Source organism: Vibrio sp. RM-41-2B (assembly GCF_024744415.1).
GTDB lineage: Bacteria > Pseudomonadota > Gammaproteobacteria > Enterobacterales > Vibrionaceae > Vibrio > Vibrio diabolicus.
The window spans coordinates 206,569-222,799 of sequence record NZ_JAMQWD010000047.1 but is presented as its reverse complement, the minus strand read 5'-3'; the positions used below and the strand labels follow the sequence as shown (position 1 = coordinate 222,799).

14 protein-coding genes are annotated in these 16,231 nt (G+C 45.9%); 7 read left to right on the top strand and 7 right to left on the bottom strand.

Annotation, left to right across the window (positions count from 1 at the left end):
* Positions 1-26: 26 nt before the first annotated feature.
* From NB463_RS19850 to NB463_RS19835, 4 genes are all read right to left on the bottom strand, one after another.
* Positions 27-1,124, bottom strand: a complete 1,098-nt coding sequence (locus tag NB463_RS19850) for an ABC transporter permease (RefSeq protein WP_180772699.1) — start codon at positions 1,122-1,124, stop codon at positions 27-29.
* The gene (locus tag NB463_RS19845; protein WP_258431937.1) at positions 1,124-2,050 is read right to left on the bottom strand and encodes an ABC transporter ATP-binding protein; all 927 of its coding nucleotides are present in this window, start codon (positions 2,048-2,050) and stop codon (positions 1,124-1,126) included. The genes NB463_RS19850 and NB463_RS19845 overlap by 1 nt, the downstream gene beginning before the upstream one ends.
* Before the next feature lie 4 nt (positions 2,051-2,054).
* Positions 2,055-3,002: an HlyD family secretion protein gene (locus tag NB463_RS19840; protein WP_029809518.1), complete on the bottom strand. Its 948-nt coding sequence runs from the start codon at positions 3,000-3,002 to the stop codon at positions 2,055-2,057.
* 293 nt (positions 3,003-3,295) lie between these two features.
* Positions 3,296-4,927 (bottom strand): methyl-accepting chemotaxis protein, encoded by a 1,632-nt coding sequence (locus NB463_RS19835; RefSeq protein WP_015312995.1) that lies wholly within the window; start codon positions 4,925-4,927, stop codon positions 3,296-3,298.
* 545 nt (positions 4,928-5,472) lie between these two features.
* Between NB463_RS19835 and NB463_RS19830 the strand changes: the two genes are divergently transcribed.
* A complete protein-coding gene (locus NB463_RS19830; RefSeq protein ID WP_258432113.1) occupies positions 5,473-6,501 on the top strand; it encodes a lactonase family protein in 1,029 nt (342 codons plus the stop codon).
* A 93-nt stretch (positions 6,502-6,594) separates the two neighbouring features.
* On the opposite strand, the gene NB463_RS19825 is transcribed toward NB463_RS19830, so the two are convergent.
* Complete coding sequence (locus tag NB463_RS19825) at positions 6,595-7,386, bottom strand: PhzF family phenazine biosynthesis protein (protein ID WP_258432112.1); 792 nt, start codon at positions 7,384-7,386, stop codon at positions 6,595-6,597.
* Positions 7,387-7,574: 188 nt separating this feature from the next.
* On the opposite strand from NB463_RS19825, the gene NB463_RS19820 reads away from it, so the two are divergent.
* Entirely contained in the window at positions 7,575-8,108 is a 534-nt protein-coding gene (locus NB463_RS19820) for a YbhB/YbcL family Raf kinase inhibitor-like protein (RefSeq protein WP_258432111.1), read from the top strand.
* A 21-nt stretch (positions 8,109-8,129) separates the two neighbouring features.
* A complete protein-coding gene (locus NB463_RS19815) occupies positions 8,130-8,909 on the top strand; it encodes a helix-turn-helix transcriptional regulator (protein WP_046873725.1) in 780 nt (259 codons plus the stop codon).
* A 42-nt stretch (positions 8,910-8,951) separates the two neighbouring features.
* Here NB463_RS19815 and arsB read toward each other — a convergent pair whose 3' ends face one another.
* Positions 8,952-10,007: an ACR3 family arsenite efflux transporter gene (arsB, locus tag NB463_RS19810; RefSeq protein ID WP_258432110.1), complete on the bottom strand. Its 1,056-nt coding sequence runs from the start codon at positions 10,005-10,007 to the stop codon at positions 8,952-8,954.
* A gap of 84 nt (positions 10,008-10,091) precedes the next feature.
* Positions 10,092-10,433, bottom strand: a complete 342-nt coding sequence (locus NB463_RS19805; RefSeq protein WP_145472108.1) for an ArsR/SmtB family transcription factor — start codon at positions 10,431-10,433, stop codon at positions 10,092-10,094.
* A gap of 394 nt (positions 10,434-10,827) precedes the next feature.
* On the opposite strand from NB463_RS19805, the gene NB463_RS19800 reads away from it, so the two are divergent.
* From NB463_RS19800 to NB463_RS19785, 4 genes are all read left to right on the top strand, one after another.
* A complete protein-coding gene (locus tag NB463_RS19800) occupies positions 10,828-12,585 on the top strand; it encodes an SgrR family transcriptional regulator (RefSeq protein WP_258432109.1) in 1,758 nt (585 codons plus the stop codon).
* 433 nt (positions 12,586-13,018) lie between these two features.
* The gene (locus NB463_RS19795) at positions 13,019-13,462 is read left to right on the top strand and encodes a PTS sugar transporter subunit IIA (protein ID WP_005391226.1); all 444 of its coding nucleotides are present in this window, start codon (positions 13,019-13,021) and stop codon (positions 13,460-13,462) included.
* Positions 13,463-13,474: 12 nt separating this feature from the next.
* Positions 13,475-14,899: a PTS mannitol transporter subunit IICB gene (locus NB463_RS19790; RefSeq protein ID WP_081442488.1), complete on the top strand. Its 1,425-nt coding sequence runs from the start codon at positions 13,475-13,477 to the stop codon at positions 14,897-14,899.
* A gap of 47 nt (positions 14,900-14,946) precedes the next feature.
* The gene (locus tag NB463_RS19785) at positions 14,947-16,218 is read left to right on the top strand and encodes a zinc-binding dehydrogenase (RefSeq protein ID WP_164665786.1); all 1,272 of its coding nucleotides are present in this window, start codon (positions 14,947-14,949) and stop codon (positions 16,216-16,218) included.
* The last annotated feature ends 13 nt before the right edge of the window (positions 16,219-16,231 follow it).

The following is a 16,231-nucleotide window of genomic DNA, read 5'->3' as shown; positions in this document are numbered from 1 at the left end:
CTGCAGAAGAGAAAAAATTGGCAAGTTTAATCGAGTGATTTCTTAAACCTCAGTGACGCGACGACCAATCCAAATACGGTAAACCCGAGCAACCAAAGGGTATCTCGCCATAAGTCCATTAGATCTGCGCCTCGCAACACTATGCCTCGAATCATGCGCATAAAGTGAGTGGCGGGCAGGGCTTCTGAAATCCACTGTGCTGCGACAGGCATGCCCTCGTAAGGGAACATAAACCCAGATAGCAGAATCGAAGGCAGAAGAATGAACACCGTCATTTGCATCGCTTGAAGCTGTGTTGTGGCGATAGTGGATATGACCAATCCTAAGGTTAGGCTAGCGGCGATAAACAACAAGGTTCCAAACAGAATTTGGCTGATTGCACCGTTAATCGGTACGCCGAAAATCCAATGTCCCAACCCTAGAATGATGAAAACCTGAATTAAGCCGACAAAGATATACGGCACGATTTTCGCCACCATTAGCTCTATCGAGTGGATGGGCGTGGTGATCAATAGCTCCAAATTTCCCCGTTCACGTTCTCGTACAATCGCGGCACTGGTGAACAAAATCATCGTCATTGTGAGAATCACACCGAGTAAGCCGGGTACGATGTTGACCGCAGAACGCCGACTTGGGTTGTAGTAGAGTGCGACTTCGAATGTTTTGCTTGGCGCTGGGTGAATCTCGAAATCAAAATCGGTCAATGGCATGGTTTGCAACGACAATATTGCCGAGCTGATCATGGTATCTGATCCATCCACAATCCATTGCCCAAGCTCTCGACCTTGCATCATGCGTTGTGTGAGATCGCTTGGCAAAATCAGCACGGCGCGCACAATACCATCTTGAATCGCTTGTTCAGCCTCTTGCGCGGTGGCATAGGTTTCTTTGATATCCACCACTTGAGTGACTTTGACGGACTGGGTAATGATCCGCCCGGCGGTGCTGCCACTTTGGTCGACAACACCTACCGGAATGTTGCGAATGTCCGTATTGATTGCAAAGCCGAACAACAAAAGCTGGATAAGCGGGATCATCACCACCATGCCAAATGTGATTCGGTCACGGGAAAGTTGGCGAATCTCTTTGATCATGACGGCTTTCATGCGAGCGATAGGTTTCATCATTGGCGGCCTTTCCCTGTCACGCTGACAAAAACATCTTCTAAGCTTGGGCGAGCGTGGTTCATTTCAGCGTTTTGAAGTTCGGGAAACATCTGCTTTAACCATTCAATCGGCTGCTCGACATGCTGGTGGATAAGGATGCGTAAACGAATCCCCAACTGCGCCGCAGAGCGAACTTCGTCACGTTGAATCAGCTTTTCTTTGAGTTCACGAAGTTTGTCGGCTTTCACCTCAATGATATTAACGCCCATCTGTTCCATTAACTGTTCGGGCTCGCCATCGGCACGAATTTCGCCTGATTCCATGATCGCCAGACGGTGGCAGCGTTCCGCTTCGTCCATGTAATGCGTGGTGACCAAAATCGTCGTACCTTGATCGCACAAGTCGAACAACTGCTCCCAAAAATCGCGTCGATTTTCGGGGTCAACAGCGGATGTTGGCTCATCCAAAAATAGTAGTTCGGGTTTGTGCATGGTCGCCGCGGCGAGTGAAAGGCGCTGCTTTTGACCGCCACTCATGCCGCTTACGCGCTGTTTGCGCAATTGATCCAACCCGTAAGTGGTGAGCTGCTCTTCTATCCGCTCTTTCAGCGACTTGCTGCTTAAACCAAAAATTTGCCCAATAAATTCAAGGTTCTCTTGAACGGATAGGTCGTCGTACAACGAGAACTTTTGTGTCATGTAGCCAATTTTGAGCCGCAGTTGTTCGGATTGTTTTGGGATGTCTAACCCAAGCACATCCACACTGCCTTCGCTTGGGCTGAGAAGGCCGGTGAGCACACGAATGGTGGTCGACTTACCGCAACCATTTGGCCCCAAAAATCCGTAAATGCTGCCTTTGGGCACGTTGAGAGTGATGTTATTGATAGCAGTAAAGTCGCCGAACTTTTTGACCACATTTTGAGCTTGAATTGCATACTCGGTCATTGGCTTACTCCACCAAATCTACTTGGGCAGGCACACCGGACGGCAACGTTTTTGCAGACTCAGGTAAATCAACTTCTGCTAGATACATCAATCGTGAACGTTCTTCTTCGGTTAGTGCGAAGTAGGGCGTGAATGACGGCTCACTAGCCACCCAACGAACGGTGCCTTGTAATGGACTCTCAAGGCCATCGACATTTACCGTCACGGTTTTCCCAGGAATAAACCCGATTCGATAATCGGCAGGAACATACACTCGCGCATACGGCACGCGGTTGGCTTGAATCACGGCAACCACACCGTTCACTGGTACGCGTTCGCCAAGATTGTAAGGCAAATTATCGAGCGTACCGTCACGCGTGGCCGTGATGGTGAGTTCTGCCAGTTTTTGCTCTTGCAACGCCACTTCGGCTTTTGCCGCCATTAAAGCGGCTTTAGCTTGTTCGATGTCTTCGAGGCGAGAACCTGCGGTGAGCTTACTGAACTCTTCTTTTGCTGAGTCTAATTCGGCTCTCGCCGAGTCCCTTGCCGCAAGAGCGGAATCTTTTTCGGATTGGCTGATGAGTTTTTTACGCACCAGTTCTGCTTTGCGTTGATAGTTTTTCTGCGCTTCGGTGAGCTGCGCTTCCGCTCGGGCTACGCGAGCCGATGCAGCAGCAATGTCTTCTGGGCGTTCACCATTGGTCAATTTAAGCAAATACGCTCCCGCTTTGGCTTGCTCTGCAACGGCGTGTGCAAGAACTGCTTGTTGATTCTTAGTATCGAGCTGAACCAACACTTCCCCCTCATTGACCAAGCTGCCTTCTTTGACAGGAAGGGCTCTAATTATCTCATTAGATGTGGCGGTAAACGTTACGCGGTCACGCTCTAAGGTGCCAAGCGCTTGGTGCGTGTTATCTTTTGAACAGGCGCTTAAAAGGGCAATAATCAATGTGCCAAAAATGATTCGCTTCATAGTGCGGTGCTTCCTTTGAAGAAGTAATGCATGAATAGATAACTTGCGAACGGGAGCGTGTTGATTGAGCCCGCCAACCCGTCGCTAACCGCCATCCATAACGATTTCTTTTTAGAGCTTAGCATTTTATCTACAAGCGATTCTTTTTAAATAGAGAGGCTTAGCGTTGGAAGAGGGCTATGAAGGTCTCAATTTAAAGAACCTTGACCAAGCTCCGGTTTTTATCGGCAAATGACATTAAAAAAGCCCAGCGATCATCGCTGGGCTTGAATAGATAAGAATGACGTGAGTGACTATGCAGTTTTGAATTGGCCGACGATCTCTTGTAGACCTACCGCCAGCTCACTTAAATCGCGACATGCAATTGCGGTTTGGCGTGAACCTGTCGCCACTTCGCTAGAGAACTGGTTGATGTGTTCCACGTTACGATGCAGCTCTTCTGTTACCGAGCTTTGCTCGCTGCAAGCACTCGCAATTTGAATGCTCATTTCAGCAATGTTATCTGCGCCTTTTTCGATTTGGTCGATGGTTGCACCGGCTTTTTGTGCTTGCTCAACGCACTCTTGAATCAAATCGCTGCTGTTGTTCGTTGCTGAAACGGCACTCTTCGAACAATTTTGCAGTTTAGAGATGATTGTGATGATCTCTTCGGTTGAAGCTTGAGTGCGGCTTGCTAGCGTTCTCACTTCATCCGCTACGACGGCAAAACCACGGCCTTGTTCACCAGCGCGCGCAGCTTCAATGGCAGCGTTAAGCGCAAGCAAGTTGGTTTGTTCCGCGATGTCTTGGATAACGTCAACCACAACGCTAATGTTAGATGCGTCTTGTTCCAGTTCTGTCACCATGTTGCCAACAGATTGAATCGCCAATGACGCTTCGTGGATTTGGTTAATACATTCTTGAACGACACCGCGGCCTTCTTTCGCATCGTGAGAAGCACTGTTTGCCGTTTCTGACGCTGCTTCGGTGTTGCTGGCGACTTCATTTACTGTCGCTTGCATCTCGTTCATTGCTGTTGCGATAAGGTTTAGCTGAACTTGTTGTTCATCCATGCCGGTTGAAGTCTGTTCGGAAATCGCGCTCACTTCTTCAATGGCGGTGCCTACTTGAGCTGTGGTTGACGAGATACTGTCGACCAAAGTAAGCAACTTCGCTTGCATATCAACGCAGGCATCTGCCAAGGTGCCAAGCTCATCATGACCAATTTTGTTACGTGGAAGCTGGTAAGTTAGGTCGCCCGACGCGATTTTCGACGCCATGTTTACCACATAATTTAGTGGTGTGCAGATCTGTTTGGTTAGGAATAGGCCTAGCGTAAAACTCAGTGCCAATAGCGCGACGATAGCAATAATGCTGTAGGTGATTGCGCTGCGCACTGCTTCATGAGCGCTAGCAATATCTTCTTGTACGTAGGTTTGGTTTAGTTCCACTAAATCACGAATCGCATCGGATAATTGTGTGAATGTAGAAAATCCGTTTAACAATGTTTCATTTGCTTCGTCGATTTTATTATTCAATAGCAATTTCGCGTATTCATTGTTAAACGCACTGTATTTAACCCAGGCACTTTTTACTTTATTGAAAGCGTCTCGGTCGCGTTGATCCCACAGTCCTTTCTCATATTGGTCTAGATATTTATCAATTTTCTGTTCAGATTTTTCTAATCCGGCCACCCATTCCATGAATTGAGGGTGATTCACATTGGTTAATAAAGAGAATTCATCCTTTCTTAAAATTCCGAGTTCAATTTCGGTATTTTTTACGAGCAATACGCTAGGTACGGTGGTTTCAGAAAATACGGTAAGCTTTCCTTCTATCATCTTGATTTCAGATGTAAAGAAAACGGAGAGAGCGATAACAGATAACGAAATGATCAAAATCAGCGCACTGATTTTATACTTGATACTTAAATTAGAAAGTTTCATAGACTCACTGATAATGGGGGTTTGAAAGGCTCGGAGTCTATTACTGAGATTTGAAATATAGTGTGATTGATGTCTCAAATAAATTTATCGTGAATAAAATTAAGTCGTAATCTAAATGTTCATAATTAAAATAAATCCTTGTTATTTATAAAATTAATTATAATTTTATAAATAAATGGAAATTAATAATGTGTTTCAATTTAGTGTTTATAGGAAAATTAACTGTTACATGATTATTATCTATTTTATCCCGGTTTTTGTTTCTTATTATAGCGTTTGCTAATGAAACTTAGATCTTGAACATAAAATACATTCTTCGTCTTTAATATAACACTTGAAAGTAACCGTAAGTCGAGGCTTTCATACTCAAGGCTGACATACTGTTTAAAACGCTAAACCACTTTAACTGCAAACGGCGATGTCGTTGCGGTTTTAAATGAGCAATTGCTTCACATTTTAAGTGGCTGATTCGTAAAATGGATTGCGGTCTGCCATGACAATAGGCAAGGTGTTGAATAATACGAATTACTCATATAAGGCCATCCATGATAACAACTGGTCACGTGCATTTTTATATTGGCACTTACACCAACCCACCGAGTACGAGCACGGGCATCGCGCGTGTAGCGCTGAACACTGAAACGGGTGAACTGACTCGGCTTGACGATGTTGTAGTTCAACGTAATCCGTCCTATCTCACGACCACCGAACACGGGCTGTATACGTTTAGCGAAATGGATAGAAATGAAGGTGCAGAGCTCGCGTTTTTTCGCGGTAGTGAATCCGTCTCTTTGCCGATTAATGGCGATTATCCGTGTCATTTGGATATCAAAGAACCGTTTTTGGCGGTGGCTAATTATGGCTCTGGAAATGTTAGCGTATTTCAATTGGATCGCGATGGTAAACCGCTTGGTTTGTTGACGGATTTATACGTTGATGGTTGCGGGCCGAATTTAGAGCGCCAAACTTCTCCTCACGCTCATCAAGTCACGTTTTTAAAGCGCAGTGATCAATTGGTTGTCGTAGACTTAGGCAGTGATAGCGTCCTTATTTATGATTACGAGGCTCAACAGTCGGATTTTTCACTGTCGCAAGTGATTCATTTACCCGCAGGTTCGGGACCGCGCCATGTGGTGTTTAACCAACAAGAGTCGATAGCTTATGTGGTTTGCGAACTGTCAGAAACCTTGATTGTTCTAGTTAAGCACCAAGATAAATGGCTAATCTCGAATCAAACAGAATTATTAGAAGGGGAAGAGAATCAGCAAGCGGCGGCGGCGATTCGTCTTTCGCAAGATGAAAAGTTCTTGTATGTCTCTTGTCGAGCTCAGAACAAAGTCAGTGTGTTTGATGTGTCTGGCGATACGCCCAAAAGACGAGCAGCCATTCACTGTGAAGGGGCTTTTCCACGAGATTTTGTGTTGTCTCGTGATCAAAAGTGGTTGTTGGTTGCCAATCAACATTCCAACAATGTGGTGAGCTTTCGTCGAAATCCTCAAACAGGGGAAATTACTGCAACGGGTTATGACTGTGAGATAGGCTCTCCAGTGTGTATTGTCGAACAACCTTTGTAACGATTAACGCTGAAACAACAGGAAATAGAAAAGCCTAGCGGGCGGCTAGGCTCTCAAGGATAAAAACAGTTAACGCCAATCTTCAACGCACACTTAGACGTAAATTTTGCCTTTCATATACAACACACCATCACCAGATACTTTGACGCAATCCTCTTTGACTTCGCAGTACAGAACGCCACCACGCGCTGATGCTTGATACGCCACTAAAGATGCTTTGCCGAGCTCTTGCGCCCAATATGGTGCTAAGCCTGCGTGGATTGATCCTGTGACAGGGTCTTCATCTCCGCCGTTCGCTGGCCAAAAGTAGCGAGATACAAAGTCGTATTGACTGCCTTTTGATGTGACGACGACATCGTAAGGGGCGAGTTGTTTCAGTTGGTCGGAGCGATATTGAACATCAAAAACGGTTTGCTCATCTTCCACGATGACGAAGTAAGCTTGTGGGTTAAGCAGTACGTGTGTTACTTCGCAGTTGAATCCCTCAATCAATTGCGTAGGAATGGCGTTGACGGGGTGTGGCGCTCTTGTCGGAAATGTCATTTCAATCTTGCCAAGTGCGTTCTTAATTACGGTTAAGGTGCCTACTTTTAATGTGTGAAACTCAATACTTCCTGTAACGCTGAGTTGATCGAACAACACCATGGAAGCGGCGAGCGTTGCGTGTCCACAAAAGTCGATTTCTGTGAGTGGCGAAAACCAGCGTACTTCATATTGATTCGTACCAATCGCTTTAACAAACGCGGTTTCAGAGAGGTTGTTTTCCGCTGCAATGTTTTGCATTAGATCTGGTTCTAACCACTCTTGCAAGGGTACAACTGCGGCTGAGTTGCCTTTAAATTGCGTGTCTGTAAATGCGTCAACGACGAAGATATCCAGTTCCATTTTGTCTTCCTTGTTCTATAAGTGGTTAGTTAGCATAAACCAGATGCAACTCAGAAAATAAGAAATTTATGTTAGAATCTTAAAGTTTCAAAATAGACGATGATTTTATGTTTTATGATACTTATTGGTGTGCCCTGGCTTGGGTTGATGAATAGACTTGAATTGAACTCATTGAAAGGAAGAAACACATGAAAGCGATTCACAAGTCTGTTTTGGCCCTTAGCGTTTTGGTTATCGGCTCTGCCCATGCTTTTGAACTAACGAGCAAAGATATTCAAGAAGGTCATCCAATGGCGAAGACATTTGAATATTCAGGTTGGGGATGTGATGGTGCGAACCAGTCTCCACAACTGATGTGGAAAGACGTTCCAAAGGGTACAAAAAGTTTTGCGATTACCGCGTACGATCCTGATGCACCAACAGGCAGTGGTTTTTGGCATTGGATAGCGTTTGATATTCCAGCCTCAGTTAACGAGCTGCCTCGTGGCGTTGATATCAGTAAGCTGGGCGGTAAGGAGTCTCGTATCGATTACGGTACTACTGGTTTTGGCGGCGCATGTCCGCCAGAAAAAGATGGTATGCACCGCTACCAGTTTACGGTTTGGGCGCTGCCGAGTGATAAGTTGAACTTGGATGAGAACATGCCAGCGGCGGTTGTAGGATTTACGTTGAATAGTGTTGCATTGGACAACGCGAAGTTAACCGCGACTTACACGCGATAATTAAATACTTAAGGGGAGAAGATGGGGCATCAATATCAAGTGACGCTGTTTCGTGCGGAGCAGCAGCAAAAGCTGCGTAACGTCAGGATTCACTCCCCGAGTATTATCCAGATCATTAAAGGGAGTAAGCGTCTGTTTTGGAAAGACGAAGCGTTTGATATTCTTCATCCTAACATCATGCTTTGTGAAGCAAACGCTTCGCTGAATTTTGAAAACCTTCCTCAACAAGGGCGTTTTCTTTCACGAATGTTCAGTTTTCACTGCGTACCTAGCGATGAAATGTTAGAGCTGAGTATGAGTAATGCATTGGGAAATTACGTCCCAGCGGTGGAGACAGACAAAGCACTGCAAGCGACATTAAATGCCTTGTTTTCTTTTGAACGGGAAAGTTTAAGTGAAGCGACGCAACGTTATTGGATGATGGGGTTGTATCAGCAGTTAGCAGAGCGAGGACTATTGCATCGGCTTTTCTCGAGTTCCAATACCTCGTTCAGTCAGAAACTCAGCCGCTATCTGTCACGCTCTCCGGGCGATGACCACCCTTTGGAATTTGTTGCTGAGCGCTTTGCTATGAGCCGAGCAACGTTGATACGCAAACTCAAGCAAGAGGGCACTCAGTATCGCGAAGTGCTGGCAGAAGTGCGCTTAAATCACGCACTCTACCTGATGCAAAATGGTTCATACAACGTTGCGTTACTTGCGCAGTTGTGTGGCTATCAATCGGAAGGCCGTTTTAGCCAACGATTTAAAGGCAAGTTTGGTTTAACGCCCAGCGAGTACATAAAAACTGTCGTCAGTTAGTACTTAATATTGCTGTTTGGCTCGATCTTTATGTTTCCAATTTTAGCTCTGGTATTTGGTTTTCATCCTCAGTGCGACGTTAACCAAAGCAATCAGAACAGGAACCTCGATTAGCGGACCAATCACCCCAGCGAATGCTTGATCGGAGTTCAGGCCAAATACAGCAATGGAAACCGCGATCGCCAGCTCGAAGTTGTTGCCCGTCGCCGTAAAAGCGATGGAGGCATTTTTATCGTAGGGGATGCCCATTCTCTTCCCGATAAAGAAGCTGGTAAAAAACATCAATACGAAGTAGATCGCTAGTGGGACTGCCACGCGGAACACATCCATTGGCAGTTGTAAAATCATCTCTCCTTTGAGGCTGAACATCAGCACGATGGTGGCGAGCAAAGCGATCAAAGTAATGGGTGAAATTCGAGGAATAAACACATCGTTGTACCACTTCTCACCCTTTGCAGCGACTAACCATTTACGACTGAGAAAACCAGCGAGGAACGGAATACCTAAGTAAATCAATACGCTTTCCGCAATGTCTCCCATGGAAATATCAACCACAAAACCTTCATAGCCAAAGAACGGTGGAAGTACGGTGATGAATAGCCAAGCCATAACGCTGTAAGTCAGAATTTGAAATGCGCTATTTAATGCCACCAAGGCCGCGCCATATTCTTTTTTGCCGCCGCCAATATCATTCCACACTAAAACCATAGCGATGCAGCGTGCAAGGCCAATCAAAATAATACCGACCATGTAACCTGGATGATCACCAAGAAAGGTTAAAGCAAGAACGAACATAAGGATTGGGCCGATGATCCAGTTCATAACCAGAGACAGCGTGATGGCTTTTTTATCTCTCGTTACCGTTCCCAATAGACCGTAGTTTACCTTGGCGAGTGGTGGGTACATCATCAAAATCAAACCAATGGCGAGTGGTACGTTCGTACTACCAACGGACATTGTTTCGTTCCATTCTGCTACTTGCGGGTAGGCTGCGCCTATCCCCACGCCGATGGCCATTGCGACAAAGATCCAAACCGTTAAGTAGCGGTCAAGAAAGCTCATTTTTTCGCTGGCACTATTTAAAACTTCAGTCGTCATAGTGGTCTCTATTCGTTTATCGTCGAAAGGCGATATATAAGGTTATAGTTTATCTTTGCGCGCATGGAAAGCGCGCAACGTGTCTTAGCTAAATAAACCGGAAAATTGAGCGTTAAACGCGTTCAGTTTTTCACGTTGAATGCGGTAACAAACCTTTGGCGGGTTAGGTTCTGCACTGATAAACCCTGCCTGTTTTAGAATACGTAAGTGTTCTGATACGGTCGATTGCGCTAAACCTAACTCAGAGACTAAATCGCTATTTAAGCAGCCGCCCATGGTGTCTAAAGTGTGAAGAATATGCAGAATGCGTAAGCGAGCAGGATGAGACAGCGCTTTTGCTTGAGCGGCGAGTGCTTGCTCTTTATCCAGTTGTTTTTGTGTGGCTTCAAAAGCAAATTCGCATGTTTCGCTGCATTTGTTGCTCATGAGCAGACCTTTATAGTTAATCGTCGAATTACGATTAAGTGTACGTGTGCTTTTTCTAAGGCGCAACTGTTGGCAGTAAAAAAGCAGAACTTAAAGATACGACGAATTGGGGGTGTGGTATCAGGAGCTAAGTTCTGCTTGGGGGTTAGGTCATGAGCAATTCTCTATATTTCCTGCTCGCTAAATCAGTATGGTGAAAAAAGGGGAGGCGAAAAAGAGAGTAGATTTCTTCGCTTTATTCCTGATAAAACCGAATTGGTGGGGTTTTCCTACAATATAGACACGAAATGTTAGTAAAAGGGGAACAAAGTGTTTGGAAGTTTTCTTATTTTATTGCCGCCAAGTTCAGTAAAATACGCCTATTCAATGGCCTCCTAGAGTTAAGGTACGTACGGTGTCTGATCTCAACTTATTTCGTTATTACCAACGCTTGCTCTCTTTTGGTGTTGGTAATGAAGCAAAAACCACGCTGCAAGAAATCGCCGATTTGTTGTTTACTTCGCCTCGTCATGCGCGCAGTTTGCTGGCGCAGATGCAAGAGATAGCGTGGTTAAGTTGGCGACCAAAACCGGGACGGAACCAACGTTCAACATTGTTGTTAAATGTTGAACTCAGCGCGCTAAAAGAAAGCCTTGCACTAGAGCGGATCAAGCTTGGTAAGTACGAGAAAGCGCTGTCGATTCTGGATGAAGATGAAGCTGCATTTGGGCGACTCCTCAAAACAACGTCGGGCGCATCGGTAAAAGAGGGGCGGCTCAATATTCAGCTGACCTACAAACGCATGTTCGAGCGTGTGGTTCCGCATCAACTGCAGCGAAGTAGTGAACGTTTTTTGCTTCGCCAAATTTATTGTTGTTTGGTTTCAAGCGATTACAACGGGCAGGTGCAGCCAGAGCTGGCTCATCATTGGCGTTATGATGACAGCTTGTACGAATGGACATTTTATCTTCGTCCGGGTCTGACTTTTCATAATGGCAACCCAATTGATGCTGAAACGGTTGTCAGTTTGTTCGCCAAATTAAGCTCTTTGGAATACTACGAAAAAGAGCTGGCGCATGTTGCCAACATTACGGCACTTAATCCATTGAAGGTTGTTTTTAAGCTTAACCGACCTGACTTGGGTTTTGCTGGACTTATTTCTGGCGTGAAATATGGCATTCAGCCCGTGAGTCAGGTGAACGTTGCTAACAACAAGTTGGTGGTGGGGAGTGGTCCATTTTCCGTCGTTGAGCACAGTGAAAACCGTTTGAAACTGCAGGCGTTTGATGGCTATTACGCGTGTCGAGTATTAACGGATTTTGTGACGATATGGATCGTCAACGATGAACAGATGGAAAATCCATCGCTTGCCGCAAACACATTGCAACCAGAACCTGATTCTGCTGATGACATGTGCAGCCACTATATGTCGACGCCAAACAGTGAAGTATCACCAGCGAGTAAACGCAGTCGAACGGAAGACGGTTGTTTGTTCGCACTGTTTAACCATCATGCAAAGCACGCTTTGTCTCAGGCCCAGCGCCGATACATCAGTGAATTGATTCAACCTGAACTGCTAGCTGACGTGATGCGTAATGAAAACATTATATTTGGGAGCATACCTGCTTATAACTTATTGCCTAACTGGAAACCGGTGTTGCGCCCGTTTGGAGATGCGGTCAAGTTGCCAAAGCTGATCACCATCGCAGGGTACAATTACACGGCACTACGCCGGTGTGCACGAGCGATTTCTTCGCGTCTAAAACATGCGGGCAGCCGAGTCGAGATCGTTATGTACTCCTACCGTGAACTGAGCGAGAAAGCCAAAAACGGTACGCTTGATGAGACTCTGGTTGTCACCAATATTAACTTGGACGATAACCGTCATGCGTCTGCGTTTAGCAACTTCTTTAGCAATGCCGTGCTTTACCACACCTTAGGGGCGCAAAATGCGGCGTGGTTGGATGCTCAAATGGAAAATGTCCGCGCATTCTCACCGCTTGAAGATTACCTGAGCGCGTTAGAGCCGATTGCGTCCACATTGATTAGCGAATATTGGATTGCACCGATGTTTCACCATACTCAGACGCTACGTTTTCAAGGGGTCTTGGAAGATGTCGCACTCACAAACTGGGGATGGCCAGACATAAGATCCGTTTGGTCTGCGGACTGATCAAAACCGCCTGAATGGCGGTTTTTTTTGTGTCTGCAATTTGGTGAAAGCCAGTGACGTTTTTATTTTTTCTAGCCAACAAGTGTGATGCTTATCTACGTTTGAGCGCGAGTGATCAAGAAATGGCCCGAAATGAACTTTGAAATTAATCACGAATTATATCGAGTCAATAGGTCTAATGTGATCTGATTTAAATAATGTAACTTTAAGAATATTTTCGAGAAGGTGATTGTATTCAAAATTCGTCTATTGACTTGTTGCTCAAATAAAATTTGTAGATTTTTTACGTGTGGGATTTTTGAGCTCTGTCCATTTAAACAAATTGACAGGCTTTAAAGTGTGACTCGAAGCGCAAAAGTAGCTTGGTTGCGCGGTTGGGACTCTGTTATTGATAATTAACCCATCAGATGACGAACTGTTGATAGGGTTAAATATGTTGTACGAGTTAATCGACCACGAACTAGTAGATGTAATTAATGATCGCGCTTACCAATGGCAAGATGCGGTTAAAAAGACCACTCAATACCTAGAAAATAAAGGTTACGTCTCCCAGCATTATGCTGATGCGATCATCCGTTCAACGGAAGAAAACGGTCCTTACTATGTGTTATGCCCTGGATTGGCAATGCCTCATGCCCGACCTGAAACTGGTGTTTTAAAAACAGGCTTAGGCATTCATATTTTCCCATCACCTGTTGATTTTGGATCGGATCTTGGTCCTGCCAATATTCTTATTACCTTAGCTGCGAAAGACTCTGATACCCACATTGAGGTGATTCAAGCGTTGAGCGAGATGTTTGTGGATGAAGAGAACATTGCAAAACTGGCACAAGCTTCTTCCAAAGAACAAGTGCTAGACATAATAAAAGCATACTAAAAGGAACATAACGTGAAAGCAAACATGCGAGCCAATGTGCAAGCCTTCGGAGGTCATTTGACCGCCATGGTGCTGCCAAATATCGGAGCCTTTATCGCTTGGGGCTTTATTACTGCACTCTTTATTCCTACGGGCTGGATGCCAAACGAAGCCTTTGGCGAACTCGTGGGGCCAATGATCACTTACTTGCTGCCACTTTTGATTGGTTACACCGGTGGTCAGATTGTTGGTGAAAAACGCGGCGCGGTAGCGGGGGCTATCGGTACGATGGGCGTGATTGTCGGGGCAGATATACCAATGTTTGTTGGCGCAATGATCATGGGCCCACTGAGCGCTTGGGTTGTGGTGCAAGTGGATAAACGTATTCAACACCGCATCCCTTCTGGTTTTGAGATGGTGGTCAACAACTTCTCGCTGGGTATCGTCGGTATGTTGTTGTGTTTGTTCGCCTACGAGATTGTTGGCCCTTCGGTCACCGCAGCAAACTTGTTTGTGAAATCAGGCATCGAAGCGTTGGTTGCAACGGGTTTCCTGCCTTTATTAGCGATCATTAACGAACCAGCAAAAGTGCTGTTCCTCAACAATGCCATTGACCAAGGCATATACTACCCACTAGGCCTGCAAGCGGCCGCAGAAACGGGCAAGTCCATCTTCTTTATGGTGGCGTCTAACCCAGGCCCTGGTCTTGGTATGCTGCTGGCCTACGCGAAGTTTGGCCAGGGTTTGTCTAAACGTTCTGCGCCAAGTGCCATCATCATTCACTTCTTTGGTGGTATTCATGAGTTGTACTTCCCATATGTACTCATGAAACCAATCATGATTGTGGCAATGATTGCTGGTGCGGCGACAGGTATCGCAACCTTCAACCTATTCGATGCTGGTTTGGTCGCGGGGCCAAGTCCAGGCTCTATCTTCTCTTACCTTGCTCTTACTCCGAAAGGTAGCTTCATTGCGACCATCGCAGGTGTGACAAGTGCAACGATTGTCTCTTTCTTGGTAGCAAGTGCGATTCTGAAAGTGAGCAAATCAGAAGAAAAAGAAAGCGAGTTTGAGAAATCAGTTTCTGACATGAAAGAGATGAAAGCGGAAGGCGCAGTTAAGCCAGTTGCAGCTGCGACGACGCAAGAACTAAGCAAACCAATTTCATTTGTCGCATTCGCATGTGATGCGGGTATGGGCTCTAGTGCAATGGGCGCATCGACCTTCAAACGCAAGCTAGTACAAGCTGGGATAGAGATTGAAGTGAAGAACTTCGCCATCGAGAAAGTCCCGAGTGAAGCCGATATCGTCGTGACACATGAGAGCTTAGAAAGCCGCGCAGTCAACGCGACAGGTTTACCAGTCGTAACGATCAAGAACTTCCTCAACGATCCAGCGCTTGACGAGCTGATGGACAAGATTAAGCAACAAGCGGTCGCGACTGAGCAACCAGCCTAACAATGCAGTTTGGGGCGGCAGGTATCGCCCCAATTAGGAGAGAAATCATGGTACAAACAACGGCAGCGGTTATCTGTGGTGAGAAAAACGTTCAATTAAGAACCTTTGATTTACCAAACATTTCAGCCGACGAACTTCTGGTTAAAAACATTTCAAACAGCATTTGTCTATCCACTTACAAAGCAGCATTGTTAGGTAGCAAACACAAACGCGTTCCTGAAAACATTGACGAAGTGCCAGTAATGACAGGTCATGAATACGCAGGTGTGATTGTTGAAGTCGGTGAGAATCTAAAAGATCAATTCAAAGCTGGTGACTACTTTGTTTTGCAACCTGCCATGGGCTTGCCAACAGGCTACTCGGCGGGCTACAGCTATGAGACATTTGGCGGTAACGCGACGTATTCCATTATTCCTAAAATCGCTATCGACCTAGGCTGCGTGCTGCCTTACCACGGCGATTACTTTGCTGATGCGTCGCTGGCTGAGCCAATGTCTTGCATTATCGGTGCGTACCATGCGAGCTACCACACCACGCAATACGTGTACGAGCACGATATGGGCATTAAAGAAGGTGGTGCGTTAGCGCTTTTGGCGTGTGCTGGCCCAATGGGCATTGGTGCGATTGACTATGCGATCAACGGCCCTGTAAAGCCAAAACTGATCGTGGTGACGGACATCGACGCCGCGCGTTTAGACCGAGCTGAAAGCCTCATTCCCATTGCAAAAGCCAAAGAGCAGGGCGTAGAACTGCACTACGTGAATACCGCTAAAATCGACGATCCGGTCGCGTATCTCAAAGCACTCAACGGTGGCAATGGTTATGACGATGTAATGGTCTACGCGGCTGTTGCTCAAGTGCTAGAACAAGCCGATGAGCTACTTGGCAATGATGGCTGCCTCAACTTCTTTGCTGGCCCAACGGATAAGAATTTCAAAGTGCCGTTTAACTTCTACAACGTGCATTACGAATCAACCCATATTGTAGGGACGTCCGGTGGTTCAAAGGGTGACATGGTGGAATCTATTGAGCTTTCCTCACAAGGCAAGATCAACCCATCTTTCATGATAACCCATGTTGGTGGCTTACAAGCTGCACCCCATACGATTCTGAATCAGTTGGATATTCCGGGCGGTAAGAAGTTGATTTACCCACATATTGACCTGCAATTGACGGCGATTGATGACTTTTTATCGCTGGCAGATCAAGACCCGTTCTTTGCGGAACTCGATGCGATTTTGTGCGCGAACAACTATGTGTGGAACGCGCATGCAGAAAAAGCGTTACTTGAGTTTTATGACGTGAGCTTAACGGTTTAGTTGCAACGAATTT